Raw genomic sequence first — 19,642 nt, forward strand, 5'->3', positions numbered from 1 at the left:
AGCTGGTGGGGGCTGGTCAGGTCGGTGACGTCCCACAGCCGTATTCCGTCGGATGCTGCCCCGCCGGTCGCGAGGGTCCGTCCGTCGGGGCTGAACGCCACCGATGCCACGGCGCCGGGGTAGCCGGGGAGCAGCGGGTGGAGCTGGTACGAGCTGGTCGGGTCGGTGACGTTCCACAGTCGCACCGTTCCGTCATCCCCGGCGGTGGCGAGGGTGCCCCCGTTCGGGCTGAACGCCACGGACGTCACGGCGCCGGTGCGGCCGGTGAGCAGGGGGTCGAGCTGACGAGGGGTGGCCGGGTTGGTGACGTCCCACAGCTGGACCGTCCCGTCGACGCCGGCGGCCGCGAGGGTGCCCCTGTCCGGGCTGAACGCCACGGACGTCACGGCGCCGGTGCGGCCGGTCAACGGGGCGCCGAGTAGGTGGGCCGTCCCGCCAGGGGTGATCGGCTGCGGATCGCCCTCGCGGACGGCGAGAGAACCGACCCCGGCGGCCACGAGAACGGCGAGAACGGCGAGGACCGCGGCGGCCGTGCGGTGCACCTGCCTGCGATGATCAGAGACCGGACGGCGGGCGGGGGATGCGGCGGGCCGGACGCTGTCCGAAAGGTTGATCGTTTCAGGATTGGGGGGTGCCGGGCTCCCTCGGGTGGGCTCGACTGTCGCGGCGTGACCGGTTGGGACCTTGGTCGTCGTGCGCAGGAGCAGGGCGCGAGCACGGTCCGGGAAGGTCTGCGGTTCGTCCTCGGGAAGGGTGAAGGCAGGCGTGCGACGGGACAGGACGGCGAGGACCTGACCGGCGAACGAGTCGGCGCGCATGGTCAGCCTCCTGTCTGGGGGTTCGATACGGCCGGCTCTGTCGCGGCGGCTGTCCTGGGATCGAGGGGGACGGCGCGGGCGAGGCGCTCCACGACCAGGGGGGCGGCAACCCCGACCGCGAGGGCGGCGAAGGCGGTGTCGACCTGGCCCGAGGCGCCGGCGGCCGCAGCCAGGCCGGCGCCGATGGCGAGACGGACCAGTTCGGCAACCAGGTAGGCCCAGGGGCCCGCTTCCTGGGATTTCCCGGTCTGCCAGGGCCACCGGCCCCGTCGGCGGACCGTGGTGTAGAGATCGAGACCTTCGACAGCGAAGCCGCCGAACAGTCCCCACAACGCCACTTCAACCCCCATCATGATACGGAAAGTAGCCGATCAGCCTGGTGGCGTGGAAGCTGGGTCGGCCCGCTATGGATAGCGGCCACGGACAGCTGCCATGAGAGCCGCGATGGAAAGCCGTCGGAGCAGGCGGCAACGGAGCGCCTGAACAGCCGTGCGTCTCGGCTGGAACACCGGGGGCGGCCCGGGTGTTGCCCGCGACATGAATTCTGTCACCTTCGCGATCACCTGGGATTACCGTTGCCCGTTCGCCCGCAACGCACATGAACACGTTTTGACTGGTCTCGCAGCCGGTGCCGACTGGAACGTCACCTTTCTCCCGTTCTCGCTGGGGCAGGCGCATGTGGAGGAGGGGCAACCCACCGTCTGGGAGAAGCCCGAGCAGGACTCCGGGATCCTCGCCCTGCGGGCCGGCGTCGTCGTCCGCGACGAATATCCGGAGCTGTTCCCCGCCGCGCACCGGGCGCTGTTCGCGGCGCGTCACGACGAGGGCCGTCACCTGGAGGACCGTGCGGTTATCCGGGAGACGCTCGTTGGGGTGGGGCTGCCCGCCGACGAGGTGCTCGCCCGGGTTGACGATGGCGCTCTCGACAAGGTCCGTGCCGAGCACGAGCAGTACGTCGCCTCGCATACCGTCTGGGGCGTGCCGACCTGGGTCGCCGGTGACCAGGCCGTGTTCGTCCGGCTGATGAGCCGTGCGCCGCTCGGTGCCGACCCGGCGGGTTCCATCCGTGCGGTGGAGCGCGTCGTCGACCTGGCGGCCGGTTGGCCCGAGCTGAACGAGTTCAAGCACATGTCCATCCCACGCTGATCTTCCACGCCGGTTCGGTCTGTCCCGGTATACACCCACGGCGCCGGGGATGGCGCCCGCGCCGCCCGCCACCCCTCTGCCGGCGCCCGGCGGTGTCAGACGTTCAAGCCGTGTCAGACGTCCAGGCCGTGTCAGACGTCCAGGCCGTAGCCGCGGGCGATCGCCGCCAGGCCGCTGACCCCACCCTGGCCGAGTGCCCGGAAGCGCCAGCCGTCCTGATCCCGGTAGAGTTCACCGAACAACATCGAGGTGTCCCGCGCGGCGGCGGTGGTGAGGTCGTACCGCACCAGTTCGTCATCGGTCGACGCGTTGACGACCCGGATATAGGCGCCGGTCACGTCGCCGAAACTCTGGTGTCGATAGTCGGCGTTATGGATGCTGACCGGGAAGACGATGCGCGTTATCGCACTGGACAGCAGGTTGAGACGCACCTCGATCTGTTCGTCGTCGCCCGCACCCTCACCGGTGAGGTTGTCACCGCGGTGCACGATCTCGCCGCGCGGACTGCTGAGGTTGTTGTAGTAGATGAAATAGCTGCGGTTGGGGGCTCGCCCGTCCGCTTGCAGGGCAATGGCGCTCGCGTCCAGGTCGAACTCCTCCGATCCGGGAGCATTTGGATCCCAGCCGAGGCCGACGGTGATGTGCGTCAGTCCGCCGGTGGCTCCGGTGAGCGCGACGCTTCCACCCTTGACGACGTCAATGCCCACGGTTCTCCGATCCCACGACACTCTCTGGCCCGGCGGCCCCGGCCAGCATGATGTTCGCGATACGTGACTACCCAAGCACATGCGTGTGTCGCTGGTGCGCGCATCCAGGAGACTGTCTTGATCGGTACCGATCAGTACCGATCAGTACCGACCGCTACCGGTCGCGACCGCTGGTCGCGAGCGGCGACGGGTGTCCGACGACCGGTAGCCTACCGGGGAGGAATGGTCACCGACCGATTGGTGTCGGCATCGTTACGCAGTCTCCGGGATCGTGGCCGGGGACGGCCGTGGCCACCGGCGGCATCGGCCGGCCCGAATTGGCTAACGTCGGCAACCGTGGATCGACTACCGCTGCTTGTTGGGTCCGGCGACATCGCTCGGGCGCTGGGTCTGACCCGCCAGGCGGTCGACCATCGGCTCCGGGTCGATCCGGCCGCGCCGAGCCCGGCTGCGGTGGTAAATCGCACCGCTACCTGGGGCGGGACCCGGATCTGGTGGCGAGCGGAGATTGATCGTTGGCTCCGGCTCGAACCCGAGCACTGGGAGGTGCGCTGAGGGAGGTCGCCGGGAAAACGCGCCGACGGAAATCTGACGGAAAGCAGAAAGTTCCGCCCGGGGCATCCGGTGGCTGGCGGTAGACGTCCGCGGGACGCGGGACGTGGGATGTACTCGATGGACCGGCCTGCTCCCGCCACGTCTATGTTGGACGATCGTTGTTGAACGATCATTGAGGAAACCGGGCGGACTGCTATCGCCATGCCGCCGGTCGGCTGATAGCGTCTGATGCCACCGTCCGCTGGGTGACGGTAGGTTCGGGGGCGCATGGTGCAGGCTTTTGAGGGTACCCGATGAAGAACTACTTCTTCATCTCCTATGCGGCAGATGAGGATCGGCGCTGGGTGCAGCGCTTTCACGCCGATCTCGAGTACGAGCTGCGGGTTCAGGTTGGCTCCGCGGTGGGCGGAATCCTGGACACCCGCCCGCGTCCCGGCATGGACGCCGACCTGGCCCTGGCCGCCGGCGCCGGCGGAACCCGCGTGATGGTGGCGCTCTGTTCCGATCCCTTTTTCAGGGACGCCTGGTGCGGGCGCGAGTGGGAGGTCTTCCACTCGCGCATCGAAAATTTCAGCAAGGCCGGTGCGACCAGGCTGGAGGATGGTTTCATCCGGGTGCTGTGGCGTCCGGTGCAGGATCCCGTCCCGGCGGTCGCGACGAAGGATCTCGCGGACGCGAGCGCGGGACTCCCCGACACCTACCGCCAGCGCGGCCTGCTCTGGATGATGCGCAAGATGCTGCTCGGGGCGGGCGGATACTACTGGTTCGTCCGTATGTTCGCGGCGCGGATCGTCGCGGCCCAGCAGATCACCCTGGACCCGGTGCCCGACCTCGCGGTGCGCCGCGCCGCCGCGGCCTTCGGCTCCCACCCCGGCTCGTCCGGGGACCCGCCGGAAGCGATGCCCCCTTTCCTTTCGCTGGCCGGGTCCGTGAACGGGAACGTGAACATGAACGGGAGAGCCGGTTTCCGGACCCATGGCGACGGCGACGAGGCGCGGCGCGCGGCTTCGATCGGGACGGCATCCCCCGTGCCCACGCCGACGACCACCTCCTGCCGAACCACGCCGCCGGCGGCGTCTCACGTACCGCCGCCGCAGACTCCGACGGCGGAGGTCTCCCGTTTGGTCGCCATCAGCTACGTCGGCGCCGACCAGGAGTGGGCGGACTGGCTCGAATACCTGCTGCGCCGCGGCTCCCACCGGGTCGTGCAGGTCAGATGGGCGCAGAGTAGAGGTGAGCGGCTGGCCGAGACGGTTGACCGCATCGCCGCGCGCCGGCCGGATGTGACCGTGGCCCTGCTGTCGCGGCACTACCGGTCGCCCCGCCCGGAGAACCCCGGCGAGACCGAGATCGAGGCGTGGGAGCGGCTGGGGCTGGCGGGACCGCTCGAGAATCAGGTCATCCGGGCGGTCATCGACCGCGAACCGTTACCCGAGCCGCTGCGGACGCTGCCGAAGCTGGACCTGAGCCGGTTCGAGCCGACCGCGGTCGACGGACTGCTGGCGGGGATACAGGCGGGAGCCCGGCGATGAACGCCTATGCCCGGCCCGGTCGCCGGCCCGGCGATGCGCCCCCGGTGTGGCGCAGCCGCCGGGAGAACGAGCTGTTCGCCGGTCGCGACGACGAGCTGGAACGCATCTGGGACGGTCTGGCCCGGCATCGGCGGGTGGTGCTGGTGCCGGAGGGCGACCAGTCCGACATCGGGGAGACCGAGCTCGCTGGCGAGTACCAGCATCGGTTCAAGCTGCGCTACGACGTCTCGTGGTGGGTGGACTGCTCGACGACCGCCGCCGTCCCCGGGCAGATCGGCGAGCTCTACGAGCGGGTCCGCACCGGACTTACCGGCCCCGCCCCGGGCGCGGCCGGCGCCGGGCCGGAGCCCAGCGCGGGGTGGTTGGTCATCTTCGCGGGTGTGGGCAGTCCGGATGAGGTGGCGGAGTTCCTGCCCGACGGCGAGGCGCATGTGATCATCATCGCCGACCGCACCGTGGACGCCTGGCGGGACCGGACGATGCCCATCGGGCCGTTGCGTCGTCGCGAGTCGGTCATGCTGCTCACCAGCGCGGCGCCGATGGTCGACCCGGCCACCGCCGCCCAGCTGGGGGAGCTGGTCGGACACCGGCCCGCCCTGCTCGCGGAGATCGCCGGGTACCTGATCCGCGAGGCGGTCGTGACGCCGGAACTGTGTCGGCGCCTGCTGGAGATGGCGGCGTTGCGGCCAACGCCGGCCGTCCAAGACGCCACCGGCGGTGACCAGTCGTCCCGGGCCCGGGCGATGCGTGATTCCGGACCCCCCGCCGTGTCCGGGGCCGCCGCCGGGGCCGGGGCCGCCGCCGGGCCCGCCACCGTCATGGTCGCAGACGAGGTACGTGACCCGGTGGGGCGCGACGCGCCGCGGGCACCATCGATTCCTGTGATCAACAAGCACGGCTGGCCCCCCCGGGAGGTCGACGAGCTCGTCGCGGCCCTGATGCGGGTGGAGTACATCGCCGACCTGGCCGGTTTCGACCACTGGTTCGACGAGCTGGCGCGGATCCTCGGTCGCACGGTCGCGCTGACCTCCCCGGTCGTCGCGGTCCGCCTGACCACGCTGGTCAGCGAGGCGGTCGGCCAGCCCGATCCCGGCATGCTCGACGCCCTGGTGCAGGCCCTCGACCTGGTCGCGCCGCGCGACGACCGGTCTGTCGTGGACTTCCGGCGCTTGGTGGCCGAGCTGCGATCCCACTGGAGCGGCACGGGCTCGACGCTGCTCGGCGTGTCATCACCGGTGCCCGCGCACCAGTTCGCCTCCTGGCCACCGCTCGAGCTGCCTGGACCGCCCTCCTCGCCCCCGCCCAGCCACGGGCCGTCGGGCGCCCCGACCTACTACTTCTTCACCAGCCACGCGCACCGCGACGACCGGGATCGCGTGGCCATCTTCCATCGGGAGCTCGAGCTGGAGCTGCGCCGCAAGGTCAGGCGCCGGATCCGGCCGACGGGATTCTTCGACGCCGACCGGCTGGGCGGCGGGGAGCACTGGCCGACCTCGCTGCGCGACGCGGTGCGCACGGCTCCGGTGCTGGTCGCGCTGTGGTGCGACGACTACTTCGAGAGCGACTGGTGCGGCCGGGAGTTCGGCGTCTTTCAGGAACGTATCCGCCGGGCGACCAAGCCGGGCGGGAACCCGCCGTCCGGGATCATTCCCGTGCCCTGGCTGCGGCGGGACGCCGAGGTACCCGAGGCGGCCCATGAACTCCACATCGCGCATATGGAGCTTGGTCGTCAATATGACAACCTTCCAGTCCTGGATTTGATGCGCCATCCTGCCGCCTTCGCGGAGTATGTAAGTCTGCTGGCCTACCGGGTCATGGATGTCGCTCGCGACCAGCTGCCGCCGTTGGACGCCGAGGCGACGGAGCTCGTCCGTTCCCCGTTCCACCATCAGCCGTGAGCTGCACGGAGCCGTGATGAGCTGCACGAACACCCCACGGCCGGCACCCGGCGGCAGCGCGCCGCGACCGTCCCGCCGCACCCGGGCCCCAGCGGTGAAGAATGTGGTCCGACCTGTGCGAGCTGCCGTGGACGTGGGAGGACCGGGTGCAATGGTAGGGCGGAGGCCCTGCGCCGGAAAACGGCGTGAGGGGGACCTGTGACACCGTTCTTTCTGGTTCATCACGCGCTCGCCTGCGGTGACAGCAGCTATGTCGAACGTTTCTTCGGAGATGTACAGAATGCGGTTTACGAGCGCCTTGGTTATCGCGAGGTGTTCACCGGCGAGGCGGCCGGCGCGGCGGAGCCCTCGGCGGCGGGGGGCCGCTCCAATCCCGATGCGCTCCTGGCGCCGGTGATGGTGGCGCTGTACTCGGACGCCTACTTCACCGACCACCAGTGCCTGCTGGAGTGGTCGCTGTTCCGGGAGCGGCTGCGGTGGCACCACCATTTCACCGGTCGGAGCTCCCCGGCGCTGGTCGGCGTCCCCTGGTCCATCCGATCGGTACCCGTGCCGGCTCAGATCGCGGAGGCGGGGATGCTCGTCGGCGACTTCGGCGCGGGCTACACGGCGAGCGGCGCGTTACAGCTGATCCGGACCGGCTCCGCCTCGGTCTGGTACCAGCAGTTGACCGAACGGGTCAGTGAACTGATCGTGCGTGCCCGCGGCGACGAGCCGCCGGCACTGTCCACGCGTGACGCGGAGTTCGTCGAGCGGTCGGGGCGGACGGACTGGGTGTCGGCCGGTCGGGGCCCGGGCACCCGCTGGTCCGTCGGCGGCTCCGCGACGCTGCTGATCCCGCCGGCCCAGACGGCTCCCCTGGCCCCGCCGGCCCAGACGGCCCCCCTGGCCTCGACGGTTCGCACGGCTCCGGCCCCGGCGGCCCTGGCTCCGGCCCGAGCCGATGGCCGGGAGCGTCGATGGCGGATGGCCGATCCCGAGCACACCCGTCGACCCATCCTGCGTCGTGCCGGCGCCGCCGAACTGGACGATGACGATGACTGAACTTTCCGAGCAACCACCGGAACTTTCCAGGCAACCACCGGAACCGGCGGGTCACGACACCCCGGGCGGGCGCGCCGGCAGGCCGGCGCAGATCATCACCTTCTACTCCTACAAGGGCGGTTCGGGGCGCACGATGGCGCTGGCGAACATCGCCTGGCTGCTCGCCGCCTCGGGTAAGCGGATTCTCACCGTCGACTGGGATCTGGAGTCTCCCGGCCTGCACCGGTATTTCCGCCCGTTTCTGCAGAACAGGGAGCTGGACTCGAGTGATGGCGTCACCGAGATGCTCCAGGGTTTTATCCGGGAGATCGACCGGCTTCAGGATGCGTCGCCGTCGACACCCGCGGAGCAGGCCTCCTTGCCGGACGCCGACGCGGTGCGCGAGATCATCGCCCTGCACGGCGACTTCCGGCACAACATCGAGACCATCGAGTGGCCCGGGTTCCCGGGCGTCGGGCGGATCGACTTCCTCGGTCCCGGCCGGCAGACATCCACGAGCGCGGTGCTGGCGGCCACGGTGCCCTGGTCGACGCTGTTCGAGGAGGCCGACGGCCAGGCGTATTTCGCCGCGCTGCGTGAGCGGATGCGGTTCGCCGACTACGACTACGTCCTCATCGACAGCCGGACCGGCACCTCGGACGCGGCCGGCGTCTGCACCCAGCTCCTGCCGGACACCGTCGTCATCGGATTCGCGCTGAACAACCAGTCCATCGACGGCGGCGCCGGGGTGGCCCGCGAGATCCGGAACAGCAAGCGGGACATCCGGGTGCTGCCCGTCCCGATGCGGGTCGAGGACACCGAGCAGCGCAAGCAGGAACTGCGCCGCCGCGCGGCGTTCCATGCCTTCCGCCCGGTGCTGGCTGACCTGTGCGGTTCCGACCCGGAGGAACAGCGGAGCTTTCTGATCGGCCTGGAGATCCCCTACAAGGCGGTCTACGCCTACGAGGAGGTCCTGGCGGCCTTCCAGGAGGATCCCGCCAGTCGGCTCGGCGTCCAGGCCGCCTACCGGATGCTCGCCGGAGAGCTCGCCGGCGCCCCGATCGATGCGCGCGGCGTCCCGCCGCAGGACCGGGAGCGGGTGCTGCGGGACTTCGAGCAGTACGGACCGCCCGCTCCGCGGTCGGTGACGATCTTTGGAGCGCCCGAGGACCGGCCCTGGGCGGACTGGCTGGCGTCGGTGCTGGGAGCCACCGGGGTGCGGATCCGGCCGTTGCCCCCGACGGCGCTGACCCCCGCCGACTTCCCCGCTGTCGAGTCACTGATCGTGATCGGATCACCGCATCTGGGCCCGGACACCCCAGGTGAGTCCCTGGTGCGCGAGCAGGTCCAGACCCGGATCCGCCAGCGCGGCTCGCGGGCGGGGGTGGTGGTCGTCGAGGTGGGTTCGATGCGGCTCGACCCCGCCTACCACGGGGCCGAGATTATCTCCCTGCCCGCGCGGAACGAGCGGGACGCGGGGGTCGTGGTCCTCGAAGGGCTGGGGCTGCCCGTTCCGCGGGCCCGGCTCGATGACCTGCCGGTGGTCGCTCCCCGGTACCCGGCCCGCCGGCCCCGCTTCTGGTCGGTGCCGGCCGGGTTCGCCCAGCCGTTCATCGGGCGGCACGCGGTGCTGGACGAGCTGCGCGACCGACTGCTGCTGGGGGGCCGACCGAGCGGGCTGTGCCCCCTGCTCGGCCCGGACGGCGTCGGGAAGAGCGCCATCGCGGCTGAGTACGCGCACCGGTTCGGCTCCGACTACGACATCGTGCACTGGATCTCGGCGGGTGACGCCGCCTCGGTCCGGGCGGGCCTGCGCGACCTCGCCGAGCGGCTGCGTCCCGGCAGCGACGTCCCGGGCGCGCAGCGCTCCCCGAGCGAGCAGCTCGAACGGGTCGCCCTGGACGCGCTGCGCCAGGGCGACCCCTCACCGCGCTGGCTGCTCGTTTACGACGGCGCCACCGACCCGCAGATGCTGGCCGGGCTGCTACCCGTCCCGACCAGCAACGGTCATGTCCTGCTGACCTCGGCGGACCCGGCCTGGGACAGTGAACCCGGCGCGCTGTGGGTGGGCCCGTTCACCCCGGCCGAGAGCCGGGCGTTCCTGCGCCGGTGGCTGCCCGAGGTCGGTGCGGACCGGCTGGCGATGATCGCCGAGCGGCTGCGGCATCAGCCGTCGGGCCTGCGCACCGCAGTCGGGCGGCTTCGCCAGGACCGGCGGGGAGTGCCGGTCGACGACCGTGCTGTCGACGCCTACCTCACCCAGATCGCCGGGGTCGCACCCGAGCAGGCGACCTGGACGGTGTCGTTCGAGACCCTGCGCACCAGCGACCGCGCGACCCGGCGGGCGGCGGCCCGGCTGCTGGAACTGTGTGCCTTCCTGGCCCCGCAGGGCGTGCCGCTCGGCCTGCTGGAATCCCCGGTGATGCTGCGCCATCTCGCCGAGGCGGTAGGGGACGACGCGATCGCCGACCCGACCGTGCTGCCCGAGCTGTGGGCGGAGATCCGTAAGCCCCGGCTGGCCGAGATCGACACCGCACCCGACGGTCAGTTCCGCCTCGCCGCGCGCTGGCAGCGGCTCCTCGTCGAACGGATGCAGCCCGCCGAGCAGACCGCCGCCCGCGAGGTGGTGCTCGGCGTCTTCGCGGACATCGCCGCGGCCGCTCCGCGGCCCTCGGCCGCCGCGGGCTGGCCGATCTACCGGATGCTGGAAGGCCAGATCCTGGCCTCCGAGGCGATGGAGAGCCCGGCACCCAAGGTTCGGCAGTGGCTGGTGTCCCAGGTGTATGTGATGTGGCGGTCCGGCCGGCTGGAGCTGGGCCGCGGCATCGCCGAGGAGGCGTTGCGCAGATGGCGCGACCTGTTCGGAGCGGACGACCCGCTGACCCTGCGGATGGCCACCCACCTGGCCATGGTGCTCCGCGGCCTGGGACGGTTCCAGGAGGCGTACGACCTGAACACCGACACCCTCGCCCGCCAGCGGCGCCATCTGGGCATTTTCCATCGCCACACATTGATCACCGCGATGAGCTACGGCATCGACATCCGGGAGCTCGGCCGGTACACCGAGGCAGCCGCGGAGGAGAGCAGCACCCTGGTCGGTTTCCGCGACCGGCTCGGCGAGAACCACCTCGACACCCTCATGGCTGCGAGCAACCTCGCACTGTCCACCTTCCTGGACGGGCGGGCCCGTGAGGCGCTCCACCTGAGCCTGGACACCATGGCGCGGCTGCGCCTGGCGGGGGCCGAGGGCACCTCGCAGTTCTGGTGGCTGCAGGCGCGGGCCGGGATCTGCCATCGGGAGCTGGGCGAGCTGGAGCAGGCGGAGCGGTTGCTGCGGGAGGCCGCGACCAACCTCGCCGGCATCGAGGGGGCGACGACGCACCTGACCCTGCGCTGCAACAAGCATCTCGCGGTCGTCCTGCGCCTGCGGGGCAGCCCGGACGCGGCGAGCCGCCTCGCCGGTGAGACGCTCGAGCGCTACACCGAGATCTACGGGGCGTCCGACCTGGGCACCCTGGCCTGCCTGCTGAGCCGTGCCGGCCACCTGCACGCGCTGGGCGAGCACCACCGGGCGTCCGTCGAGGCCGAGTCGTGCCTGCGGGAGTATGAACGTCTCCACGGCCCCGAGCATCCGTTCACGAACGTCTGCCGCTCGGATCTGTCCATCTACCTGCGCGCGGACGGGCGGCTGGCGGAGTCCCGCGTGCTGGCCGAGCAGGCCCACCTCACGCTGGTCGACGAGCTCTACCAGCACCACCCGTTCGCGCTGGCCGCCGGGGTGAACCACGCCGCGAGCCTGGCAGCCCTCGGCGAGACCGAGGCGGCCCGGGCGCTGAACGAGGATCTGTTGCGCGAATCTGAAATGTCGCTGGACAGAAGCCACCCCTACCTCCCGATAATGCGGGAGAACCTGGCGGTCCTCACCGGCCGGCAGGCCGGCGGCGGGCGTGGCCATCGAGAAGTCGACATCGACATCTCCAGCATCTGAGCAGCGTGATGAGGCCGAGCGACGAGTGCACGGTGGCAATCCACCGGCGGCCGGTCCGCCCGGACCGGGGTTTCCGGTCCGGCGTCGGCCGCCACCCGCCGGGAGCGGCAGAAGGATGAGCTGATGGTGACTGTTCCTGATGATGTTGTCGAACCCCACATCGTCACCGCGCCGCATGTCGGTGACGAATACAACGGCATCCGGCAGAAGTTCCGCGGGGCGGTGGCCGGCACGGGTGCCCAGTATCTCGAGTACTACGTCCACGGATTGCCGACGGTGTCGGCCGACCTTCTGCACCATCCGCGGCTGGCCGACTATTTCCATGGTTCACGCACGGTGGAACGGGCCCGCCGGGACTACGAGATTATCGGCCGGCAGCTGAACCACCGGATGACGGAGCTGAACACCTCGCTGGCCGGTCTCGCCAACGGGCGGCTGATCCGGACGGTCTTCGCCGCGCAGGATCGGGCGGTGCTCTACTTCGACGTCGACGAGGGGCAGTACATCGTCGGGGTCTCCCTCGGCGCGGGCGCCATCGAGTCCGCTGACCTGACGCTCTCGCGGACCGCGACGGAAATCCGGGCGGCCCGGGGGGTCGGCGACCCTAACTACGGCGGCTATCACCGGGGGGACGGCACGTTCCTTCCGTCGCCCACCCGCGCCGACGGTAGCCCGGACACCGGCTCTCATCCATTCGTGTCGCTGCCGAGGCCGTCGGCGCCGGTGTTCGCCAATCCCTGGGCATCGCTGATCAAACGGCGTTGGTCACCCGCCGGGGACTCGCGGGAGGAGGAGTTCCAGGCCCAGGCCGTCAGCGTCCTGAAGCCCGGTGACCTCCAGTACATGGCCCTGGTGCGCGGCGGCACGGTGAGCGCCGCCGACCTGATGGACCACGACGACCTCAACGAATTCTTCGTCGGTCTGAGCCGGGAGGCCCGCCGGGAGGGTTTCGTCAAGGTCGCCGCCGAGTTCCTCGCCCTGAGCGATCTGCTCGACGGTCTGCTGCGATCGGTCCTGAACCGCCGATTGACCCGCACCGTTCTCGACGTGGAGAAGGGCGCGCTGTACTTTCATCGCCTCAGCCGTGACGAGTTCCTGATGGGCGTCACCCTGGATCAGCGTCGGGTGTCCGAAGCCGACCGCCGCTTCCAGTTGCTCGTCCGCCGACTGACGGCTTCGGACAGCCGTTGAAAGGCGTCAGATGACGCCAGGTGAATCCCGTCGATGGACGGGATCATCGTCGATGTCCTCGCGTATTCTTCGTCGAGCAGGTCCCCGCGTCGCGCCGGCGCATACCCGTTGGTGGGGAGGCCCCACATTCATGGCCCACGATCTGATGCCCGTGCCGTCCGGTCTGGTGGATCTCTGCGAGGTCGACGCCGACCAGCTTGCCTTCCTCGCGGGCCCACCCTCGGGAGAATGGCAGCGTTGGATCGCCGCCTGGATCGGCCACCCGGGCGGGCCGCTGCCCGAGGACGTCGCCCTGGCCCTGGGCGGGGATCTGGCCCTGGGCGGGGATCTGGACCTGGCCGGCTACCTGCCCAGGACCACATCCTTCGGGGAGATGCCGGACGGCACCGACCCCTCGAAGCCGCCGCGTCCGCCCAGGGCCGCCGCCTGTCCGGGCGGACGGCCCGCACCCGGTGGCGCCATGACGCCCGGTGGCGCCATGACATCCGCCTCTCGGCGGCCCGCCCGTCGGGTGGTCTCCCCACCCGCCGCCCGGCACCGGATCACCCCGCGGGACATCGAGGCCGTGGCGGGCGGGCCGCCGGGTGCCGCACCGCTGCGCGAGCTGCTGCGGGGTCAGATCAGCAAACGGATGCTGATGCTGTGGGCGCTGCTACGCGGCCTCGAGAACGCCGACCTCGACGACGCGACACGCACCTGTGTGGATGAGGCGCTCCGCGTGCTCGGGGACGCTCAGCGGCGGGCCCGCGACGCCGTCCACGACCTGCTCCTGCACCCGACGATCGGGACCTGGCTCGCCGGCAGCCTGCGGCGGTGCTGGCACGGGTCGGCCGGACCCGACCTCGACCGCCTCGGTTACGTGGGTGGGATCGCGGTGGCCGCCGCCCTGCGGGCCCGGATGCCGTGCCGGGTGCCGGTGCGGATCATCGACGGGCTGGTGCCGATCCCCACGGTGGGCGTCGTCGGGTCGGGGGTCACGAGCGGTTGGGGCGTCGCGCACGTGTCCGACCGGCGGGTGACGCTGAGTGGCAGCCCCGGGCGGGGACCGGCCGGTGGTGACGGCTGGACCCCGGCGCGCACGCTGTCGAGCACTGTCGACGGTCACCGGATCGCGCTGACGCTGGAGGACACCGACCCGTTCCGGGCCGCGGACACGCTTCCCCTGGCCGTGGCCACGCGCTGCGATGAGGCGGCGGCGGCCCGGTGGCAGCGCCTGCTCGACGGCGCCTGGAGCGTGCTCGCGGGCGACGACGGGGCGCGGGCGGAGGAGGCCGCCGCGGTCCTGTCGGCGCTGGTCCCGTTGCGTGAGGTCCCGGATCGGCCCGGCACCGGCGTCACCGTGATCGACGCGCTCGGCGCGCTGATGGTCAGCCCGCCGACCGACGCGCTGTGGCTTGCCGTCGCCGTCGTGCATGAGGCGGCGCACACCAGACTGGAGATGCTGAGCGATCTTGCGCCCCTGATCGGCCCGCACGACGGCTCCATGCACTACGCTCCCTGGCGGCCCGACCCCCGGCCACTCGCCCCGCTGCTGCACGGCGCCTTCGCCTTCGCCCAGATCGCGGCCTTCTGGGCGGGGCGGTGGGCCCGGGACGGCGCCGGGTCGGATCTGGGCGCGGCGTACGAGTTCGCCTGGTGCCGGGACGCGGTCTCGGCGGTGCTGCCCGTGCTGCGGGAGGCGGCCGGGCTCACCGAGGCGGGCCGCCGGTTCGTCTCGGCCCTGGGCGCCAGGATCGACGTCTGGATCGCCGCTGACCTGCCGATCGCGGTTACTACCACCGCCGCCACCGTGCTGCGCGACATCGCCGTCGTCTGGCGGCTGCGCAACCGCCGGCCCGACCACGACCACATCGAGAGATGGGCGCGGGACTGGGCGGCCGGTCGGCCCTGCGGACGGCCGGTACCGCCGTCGTCCCGCCTCGTCCCCCAGACCGAGCCGTACAGCCCGCACCGCCACGCCCGGCAGGCGCTGACCTCGCTGCGGTTCGCCAGGCCTGACCGGTTCGCCAGGCCCGACCGGTTCGGCGGGCTCGCTGGTTCTGCCGGGTTCGCTGGTTCTGCCGGGCTCGATCCGGCGGCCTGGCCCGTCAACGCGACCCTCGGGGACCTGCTCTACGTGCGCGGAGACCTCGGCCGCGCGGCCGAGGAGTTCCGCCGGGAGCTGCAGGCCCGTCCGGGGCGGGCGGAGTCGTTCGCGGGGCTGGCCCTGGTGCTGGCCAGACGGGCCGGGGGACTGGAGCGCCGGCTCTACCTCGACCACCCCGAGGCGTTGCTGGCCCTGAGCGTCCGGATTCGGGAGCTGACCGGGTCCACCCCTGACCCGCGCACGCTCGCGCGGTGGATCGCGGCGGGAGGCCCCGGCCATCCGGATTGCTCGTGGCGATCTCTCGAGACGAGGCCGCTGCCGGTCGGTGCCCGGCGGTAACCCGACGGCGGGGAGGCCGTCCCGCCGGGGGTATGCCGTGCCCCCACGCGGCCCGCGGTGTGACGACCCGGCGTCGACAGTCGGTGTGGGCGGTTGACGGCCGCATCCCGCTCCGTTCGCGATGACGCAGTCGGCGAATCCGGAACAGCGAGTTTCCGCGGGCCCGCGTTGACTTCGTGCGCACTCCAAGTCCTAGCGTCTTCGTATGGCCACGATCGAGGCGCCCACGGTGACGTCCTCCCCTCCGGCCGTGACGCCGTCTCCGGCCGTGACGCCGTCTCCGGCCGTGACACCGTCTCCGGTCATGGTGGCGGAGCCGGATCAGGGCTGGTGCGCGCGGTTGGGCCCGGCGGTCCGCCCGGATGGATGCGACCGGTCCGTTGATCCGTTCGCGGTCGGTCCGGGGGGTGAACCGGAGGCCGCCGGGACCCTCACGATCGCCGAGGCCGCCGCGGCCACCGGAGTCAGCGCGCACACGCTGCGGTACTACGAGCGGGCGGGGCTGATGCGGGACCCGGTCGCCCGTGCCTCGTCGAGCCATCGGCGCTACACCGTCGAGGACGTCCGCTGGGTCACGTTCCTGACCAAGCTGCGGCTCACCGGCATGCCGATCCGGGAGATGGCGCGCTACGCCGAGCTGGTGCGCGCCGGGGAGGGGAACGAGGCGGAGCGTCTCGCCCTGTTGACCGAGCATCGCCGCCGGGTCCTGGCGCGCCTCGACGAGGTGCAGCGCAACCTCACCGCCATCAACGTCAAAATTGGCATTTATCAAGACGTCTACCAGGAGAGGACCGTCCGCTGATGCGCAAGGTCGCGCTAGGAAGCCAGGGCCTGGAGGTCTCCGTCCAGGGTCTGGGCTGCATGGGAATGTCGGAGTTCTACGGCGCTGGCGACGACGCCGAGTCGGTCGCCACCATCCACCGGGCGCTCGACCTCGGGGTGACGCTGCTGGACACGGCGGACATGTACGGCCCGTACCGCAACGAGGAACTCGTGGGACGGGCGATCATCGGCCGCCGGGACGAGGTGGTGCTGGCCACCAAGTTCGGCATCATCCGTGACCCCGCCGACCCGACGGCGCGGGGGATCGACGGCCGTCCGGAGTACGTGCGCTCGGCCTGCGACGCCTCCCTGCGTCGCCTCGGCGTCGACCACATCGACCTGTACTACCAGCACCGGGTCGACCCGAAGACGCCGATCGAGGATACCGTCGGCGCGATGGCCGAGCTGGTCAGCGCCGGCAAGGTGCGGTACCTCGGGCTCTCGGAGGCGGCACCGGCTACCATCCGTCGTGCCCACGCCGTCGCCCCGATCACGGCCCTGCAGACCGAGTACTCGATCTGGTCCCGCGAGCCGGAGGCCGAGATCCTGCCGACCCTGCGGGAACTCGGCCTCGGGTTCATCTCCTACAGCCCGCTCGGGCGTGGCTTCCTGACCGGCACCTTCCGCTCGGCCGCGGACTTCGCCGCCGACGATTTCCGCCAGCACCTGCCGCGGATGCACGGCGACAACTTCGACGCCAACCTCGCCGTGCTCGCCGAGATCGAGAAGCTTGCCGCGGAGAAGAACGTGACCCCCGCGCAGCTCGCGCTGGCATGGGTGCACCACCAGGGCGACGACGTCGTGCCGATCCCTGGCACGAAGCGGCGCCGCTACCTGAAGGACAACGTCGCAGCCACCAGCATCACGTTGACGGCCGCCGAGGCGGAGCGATTGGGCGCGGCGGGGGCGGACGTGGCGGGCACCCGCTACCCCGACATGTCATCCGTCAACGGATAGCGAGGCCCGGTCGAGTCCGCCGCGGCGGCGGGTTCCGCGTCGCCCGATTCCCCGATGGTGGCGCTGGAGCCGTGAGAACGGGAGTCGGGAGAGGAGCCGCGACGCGTGAGGTCGGCGACGAGCAGCAGACGCGGTAACCCACCCCACGCACGGTGAGAATGTGGGTGGGCGCGGACGGGTCGGCCTCCACCTTGCGCCGTAGCCGGCGCACGTGGACGTCCAGCATTCTGGTGCCGCCGAAGTGGCCGTGCCCCCAGACGCGTTCCAGGAGCTGCTTGCGGGAGACGACCCGGCCACCCGCGACAGCCAGCTCACACAGCAGAAGGAACTCGGTCCGGGTGAGGTGCTGGTCCTCGCCGCGCCGGCTGACCACGCCCTCGGCCGGCCGGATCTGCAGCTCGCCGACGCTGAGCGCGCTGGCCGTCGACTGTCCCGGGCGGGCACGGCGTAGCAGTGCCCGGATCCGCGCCAGCACCTCGGCGGTGACGGGGGGAGCAGTGACACAGTCATCCGCCCCGGCCTCCAGTCCCGCGACGATCCCGGCGGGATCCGACCGCCCGGCAACCATGATGAGGGGAAGATCCCCGGCGGCGCGCAGACGGCGGCAGAACTCCAGCCCGTCGATGGCCGGGGCGCCCGCTCGCGCGTCGACCGGTTTGACCGATTTGATCTGCTTGATCGGTTCAATCAAGGCTGGGACGGTGTCCGGGCAGCCGTCCGGCGGCGGAGAGGCAGGGTCCGTGGTCGAACCCGTCCGCCGGGCCGGGACCGGGGGCAGGCGGGCCAGGACCAGATGGACCTGGGCGGGTCGGGCGACCAGGTCGGCGAGCGCCGCCTCGCCGCTGCCGGCCATCTCGACGGCGTACCCCTCGCCGAGCAGGGCGGGGACGAGGTCCCGGTGCATGGCGGCCTCGTCGCCCACGAGCAGAAGTGTCGTCCGCACCAGAGACATTTTCCCGGATTCGCGACGGTCGGAACCGTGAGTTGGCCCGCCACCTGTCCGCCGCCGACCATCCGCCGCCCTCCGGCCTTGCCGCCCTCCGGCCTTGCCGCACTCCAAGCTGGCCGGACCCGGCGATCTCAGGCGTCGCCGGTGGGACCGTCCTCCAGGTCGCCCTCGGTGCGCAGGTACAGCTCCTGCAGCGCGTCGAGAGTCGCGGCCTCCGGGTGCTCCCACAGGCCGCGCGCCGCGGCCTCCAGCAGCCGTTCGGTGATGCCATGCAGCGCCCAGGGGTTGGACTCGGCGAAGAACTTCTGGTTCTCCGGGTCCAGCGCGTAGGTTGCGGCGAGCCGTTCGTACATCCAGTCCGCGACCACGCCGGCGGTGGCGTCGTAGCCGAACAGGTAGTCGACGGTGGCGGCCATCTCGAACGCCCCCTTGTAGCCGTGCCGGCGCATCGCCGCGAGCCACCGCGGGTTCACCACCCGGGCGCGGAAGACCCGGGAGGTCTCCTCGGACAGCGTCCGGGTGCGGACCGCCTCCGGCCGGGTGCTGTCGCCGATGTAGGCAGCCGGCGCCCGGCCGGTCAGCGCGCGTACGGTCGCGACCATGCCGCCGTGGTACTGGAAGTAGTCGTCGGAGTCGGCGATGTCGTGCTCGCGGGTATCGACGTTCTTCGCGGCAATGGCGATTCGCCGATAGGCCGATTCCATGTCCTCCCGGGCGGGGATGCCGTCGACCCCGCGGCCGTAGGCATAGCCGCCCCACGTCGCGTACACCTCGGCGAGGTCGGCGTCATCGCGCCAGTTACGGCTGTCGATCAGAGGCAGCAGCCCGGCGCCGTACGCCCCCGGCCGGGAGCCGAAGATGCGCAGGGTGGCCCGCCGTTCGTCGCCGTGCCCGGCGAGGTCCGCACGGGCGTGGGCGCGCACGAAGTTGTCCTCGTCGGCCTCGTCGAGGCCGGCGGCGAGCCGGACCGCGTCGTCGAGCATCACCACCACGTGCGGGAACGCGTCCCGGAAGAAGCCGCTGATGCGCACGGTGACGTCGATGCGGGGCCGGCCGAGCTCGGCGAGGTCGATCGGTTCGAGCCCGCTGACCCGCCGCGACGCCTCGTCCCAGGTCGGGCGGATGCCGAGCAGGGCGAGCACCTCGGCCACGTCGTCGCCGGAGGTGCGCATCGCGCTGGTTCCCCAGGCGGACAGGCCCACCGACTCGGGCCAGGTGCCGGTGTCGGCCCGGTACCGCTCGAGCAGGGAGGTCGCCATTGCCTGGCCCGTCTCCCAGGCGAGCCGGCTGGGGATGGCCTTCGGGTCGACCGAGTAGAAGTTCCGCCCGGTGGGCAGCACGTTGACCAGGCCCCGCAGCGGCGAGCCGCTGGGACCGGCCGGGACGTAGCCGCCGTCGAGGGCGTGCAGCACGGCGGTGACCTCGTCGGTGGTCCGGGCGAGCCGCGGCACGATCTCCGTGGCCGCGAACCGCAGCACGGCCGCCACCGTCTCCCGGACCGGGTCGGTCTCCGCGTCCACGTCCGTGCCTGCCGGGCCGTGGACTTTCCTTGCCTTTCCAGAGGCTTTTGTGTCCGGTTTATCCCTCTGGATAGGCAAGGGGGGCAAGGGGGGCAAGGGGGTGGTCGTTGG

Annotated in this window: 14 protein-coding genes; 9 read left to right on the forward strand and 5 right to left on the reverse strand. The window is 71.5% G+C overall.

What is annotated here, in order from left to right:
* Together AC08OV_RS16610 and AC08OV_RS16615 are read right to left on the reverse strand one after the other, a co-directional pair.
* Window positions 1–818 (reverse strand): WD40 repeat domain-containing protein (locus AC08OV_RS16610; RefSeq protein ID WP_476619906.1); only part of this gene is annotated, 818 nt, incomplete at its 3' end.
* A 2-nt stretch (window positions 819–820) separates the two neighbouring features.
* Window positions 821–1,171, reverse strand: a complete 351-nt coding sequence (locus tag AC08OV_RS16615; protein ID WP_462188490.1) for a hypothetical protein — start codon at window positions 1,169–1,171, stop codon at window positions 821–823.
* 184 nt (window positions 1,172–1,355) lie between these two features.
* On the opposite strand from AC08OV_RS16615, the gene AC08OV_RS16620 reads away from it, so the two are divergent.
* Window positions 1,356–1,964: a DsbA family protein gene (locus AC08OV_RS16620; RefSeq protein WP_476613316.1), complete on the forward strand. Its 609-nt coding sequence runs from the start codon at window positions 1,356–1,358 to the stop codon at window positions 1,962–1,964.
* Between the two features lie 131 nt (window positions 1,965–2,095).
* Here the strand turns inward: AC08OV_RS16620 and AC08OV_RS16625 are convergent, their stop codons facing one another.
* On the reverse strand, window positions 2,096–2,671 hold the full coding sequence (locus AC08OV_RS16625) for a TerD family protein (RefSeq protein WP_462188495.1): 576 nt from the start codon (window positions 2,669–2,671) through the stop codon (window positions 2,096–2,098).
* A gap of 848 nt (window positions 2,672–3,519) precedes the next feature.
* On the opposite strand from AC08OV_RS16625, the gene AC08OV_RS16630 reads away from it, so the two are divergent.
* From AC08OV_RS16630 to AC08OV_RS16665, 8 genes are all read left to right on the forward strand, one after another.
* On the forward strand, window positions 3,520–4,758 hold the full coding sequence (locus AC08OV_RS16630; RefSeq protein WP_476613317.1) for a TIR domain-containing protein: 1,239 nt from the start codon (window positions 3,520–3,522) through the stop codon (window positions 4,756–4,758).
* On the forward strand, window positions 4,755–6,656 hold the full coding sequence (locus tag AC08OV_RS16635) for a TIR domain-containing protein (RefSeq protein WP_476613318.1): 1,902 nt from the start codon (window positions 4,755–4,757) through the stop codon (window positions 6,654–6,656). The genes AC08OV_RS16630 and AC08OV_RS16635 overlap by 4 nt, the downstream gene beginning before the upstream one ends.
* A gap of 198 nt (window positions 6,657–6,854) precedes the next feature.
* Window positions 6,855–7,700 (forward strand): hypothetical protein, encoded by an 846-nt coding sequence (locus AC08OV_RS16640; RefSeq protein ID WP_476613319.1) that lies wholly within the window; start codon window positions 6,855–6,857, stop codon window positions 7,698–7,700.
* Window positions 7,693–11,667, forward strand: a complete 3,975-nt coding sequence (fxsT, locus tag AC08OV_RS16645; protein WP_476613320.1) for an FxSxx-COOH system tetratricopeptide repeat protein — start codon at window positions 7,693–7,695, stop codon at window positions 11,665–11,667. Before AC08OV_RS16640 ends, fxsT begins: the two co-directional genes overlap by 8 nt.
* Before the next feature lie 123 nt (window positions 11,668–11,790).
* Window positions 11,791–12,858, forward strand: coding sequence for a hypothetical protein (locus AC08OV_RS16650; protein WP_476613321.1), 1,068 nt, complete (start codon window positions 11,791–11,793; stop codon window positions 12,856–12,858).
* A gap of 130 nt (window positions 12,859–12,988) precedes the next feature.
* Window positions 12,989–15,283 (forward strand): aKG-HExxH-type peptide beta-hydroxylase, encoded by a 2,295-nt coding sequence (locus AC08OV_RS16655; RefSeq protein ID WP_476613322.1) that lies wholly within the window; start codon window positions 12,989–12,991, stop codon window positions 15,281–15,283.
* Between the two features lie 205 nt (window positions 15,284–15,488).
* A complete protein-coding gene (locus tag AC08OV_RS16660) occupies window positions 15,489–16,085 on the forward strand; it encodes a MerR family transcriptional regulator (protein WP_476613323.1) in 597 nt (198 codons plus the stop codon).
* Entirely contained in the window at window positions 16,085–17,062 is a 978-nt protein-coding gene (locus tag AC08OV_RS16665) for an aldo/keto reductase (RefSeq protein ID WP_476613324.1), read from the forward strand. The genes AC08OV_RS16660 and AC08OV_RS16665 overlap by 1 nt, the downstream gene beginning before the upstream one ends.
* Here the strand turns inward: AC08OV_RS16665 and AC08OV_RS16670 are convergent.
* Both AC08OV_RS16670 and AC08OV_RS16675 read right to left on the reverse strand, forming a co-directional pair.
* Window positions 17,052–18,014 carry a winged helix-turn-helix domain-containing protein gene (locus AC08OV_RS16670; RefSeq protein ID WP_476613325.1) on the reverse strand — a complete coding sequence of 321 codons (963 nt, stop codon included), beginning with the start codon at window positions 18,012–18,014 and terminating at the stop codon, window positions 17,052–17,054. The two genes, AC08OV_RS16665 and AC08OV_RS16670, sit on opposite strands and share 11 nt — an antisense overlap.
* A gap of 128 nt (window positions 18,015–18,142) precedes the next feature.
* On the reverse strand, window positions 18,143–19,642 hold a 1,500-nt coding region (locus AC08OV_RS16675), incomplete at its 5' end, for a cobaltochelatase subunit CobN (RefSeq protein ID WP_476619907.1).

This window comes from Frankia sp. CeTa3Moorea (genome assembly GCF_978021225.1).

Bases quoted from the DNA above. Each gene is read 5' to 3' on its own strand.
- AC08OV_RS16615 (WP_462188490.1), bottom strand. From the start codon at position 1,171: ATGATGGGGGTTGAAGTGGCGTTGTGGGGACTGTTCGGCGGCTTCGCT.
- AC08OV_RS16620 (WP_476613316.1), top strand. From the start codon at position 1,356: ATGAATTCTGTCACCTTCGCGATCACCTGGGATTACCGTTGCCCGTTC.
- AC08OV_RS16630 (WP_476613317.1), top strand. From the start codon at position 3,520: ATGAAGAACTACTTCTTCATCTCCTATGCGGCAGATGAGGATCGGCGC.
- AC08OV_RS16635 (WP_476613318.1), top strand. From the start codon at position 4,755: ATGAACGCCTATGCCCGGCCCGGTCGCCGGCCCGGCGATGCGCCCCCG.
- fxsT (WP_476613320.1), top strand. From the start codon at position 7,693: ATGACTGAACTTTCCGAGCAACCACCGGAACTTTCCAGGCAACCACCG.
- AC08OV_RS16650 (WP_476613321.1), top strand. From the start codon at position 11,791: ATGGTGACTGTTCCTGATGATGTTGTCGAACCCCACATCGTCACCGCG.
- AC08OV_RS16655 (WP_476613322.1), top strand. From the start codon at position 12,989: ATGGCCCACGATCTGATGCCCGTGCCGTCCGGTCTGGTGGATCTCTGC.
- AC08OV_RS16660 (WP_476613323.1), top strand. From the start codon at position 15,489: ATGGCCACGATCGAGGCGCCCACGGTGACGTCCTCCCCTCCGGCCGTG.
- AC08OV_RS16665 (WP_476613324.1), top strand. From the start codon at position 16,085: ATGCGCAAGGTCGCGCTAGGAAGCCAGGGCCTGGAGGTCTCCGTCCAG.
- AC08OV_RS16670 (WP_476613325.1), bottom strand. From the start codon at position 18,014: ATGTCTCTGGTGCGGACGACACTTCTGCTCGTGGGCGACGAGGCCGCC.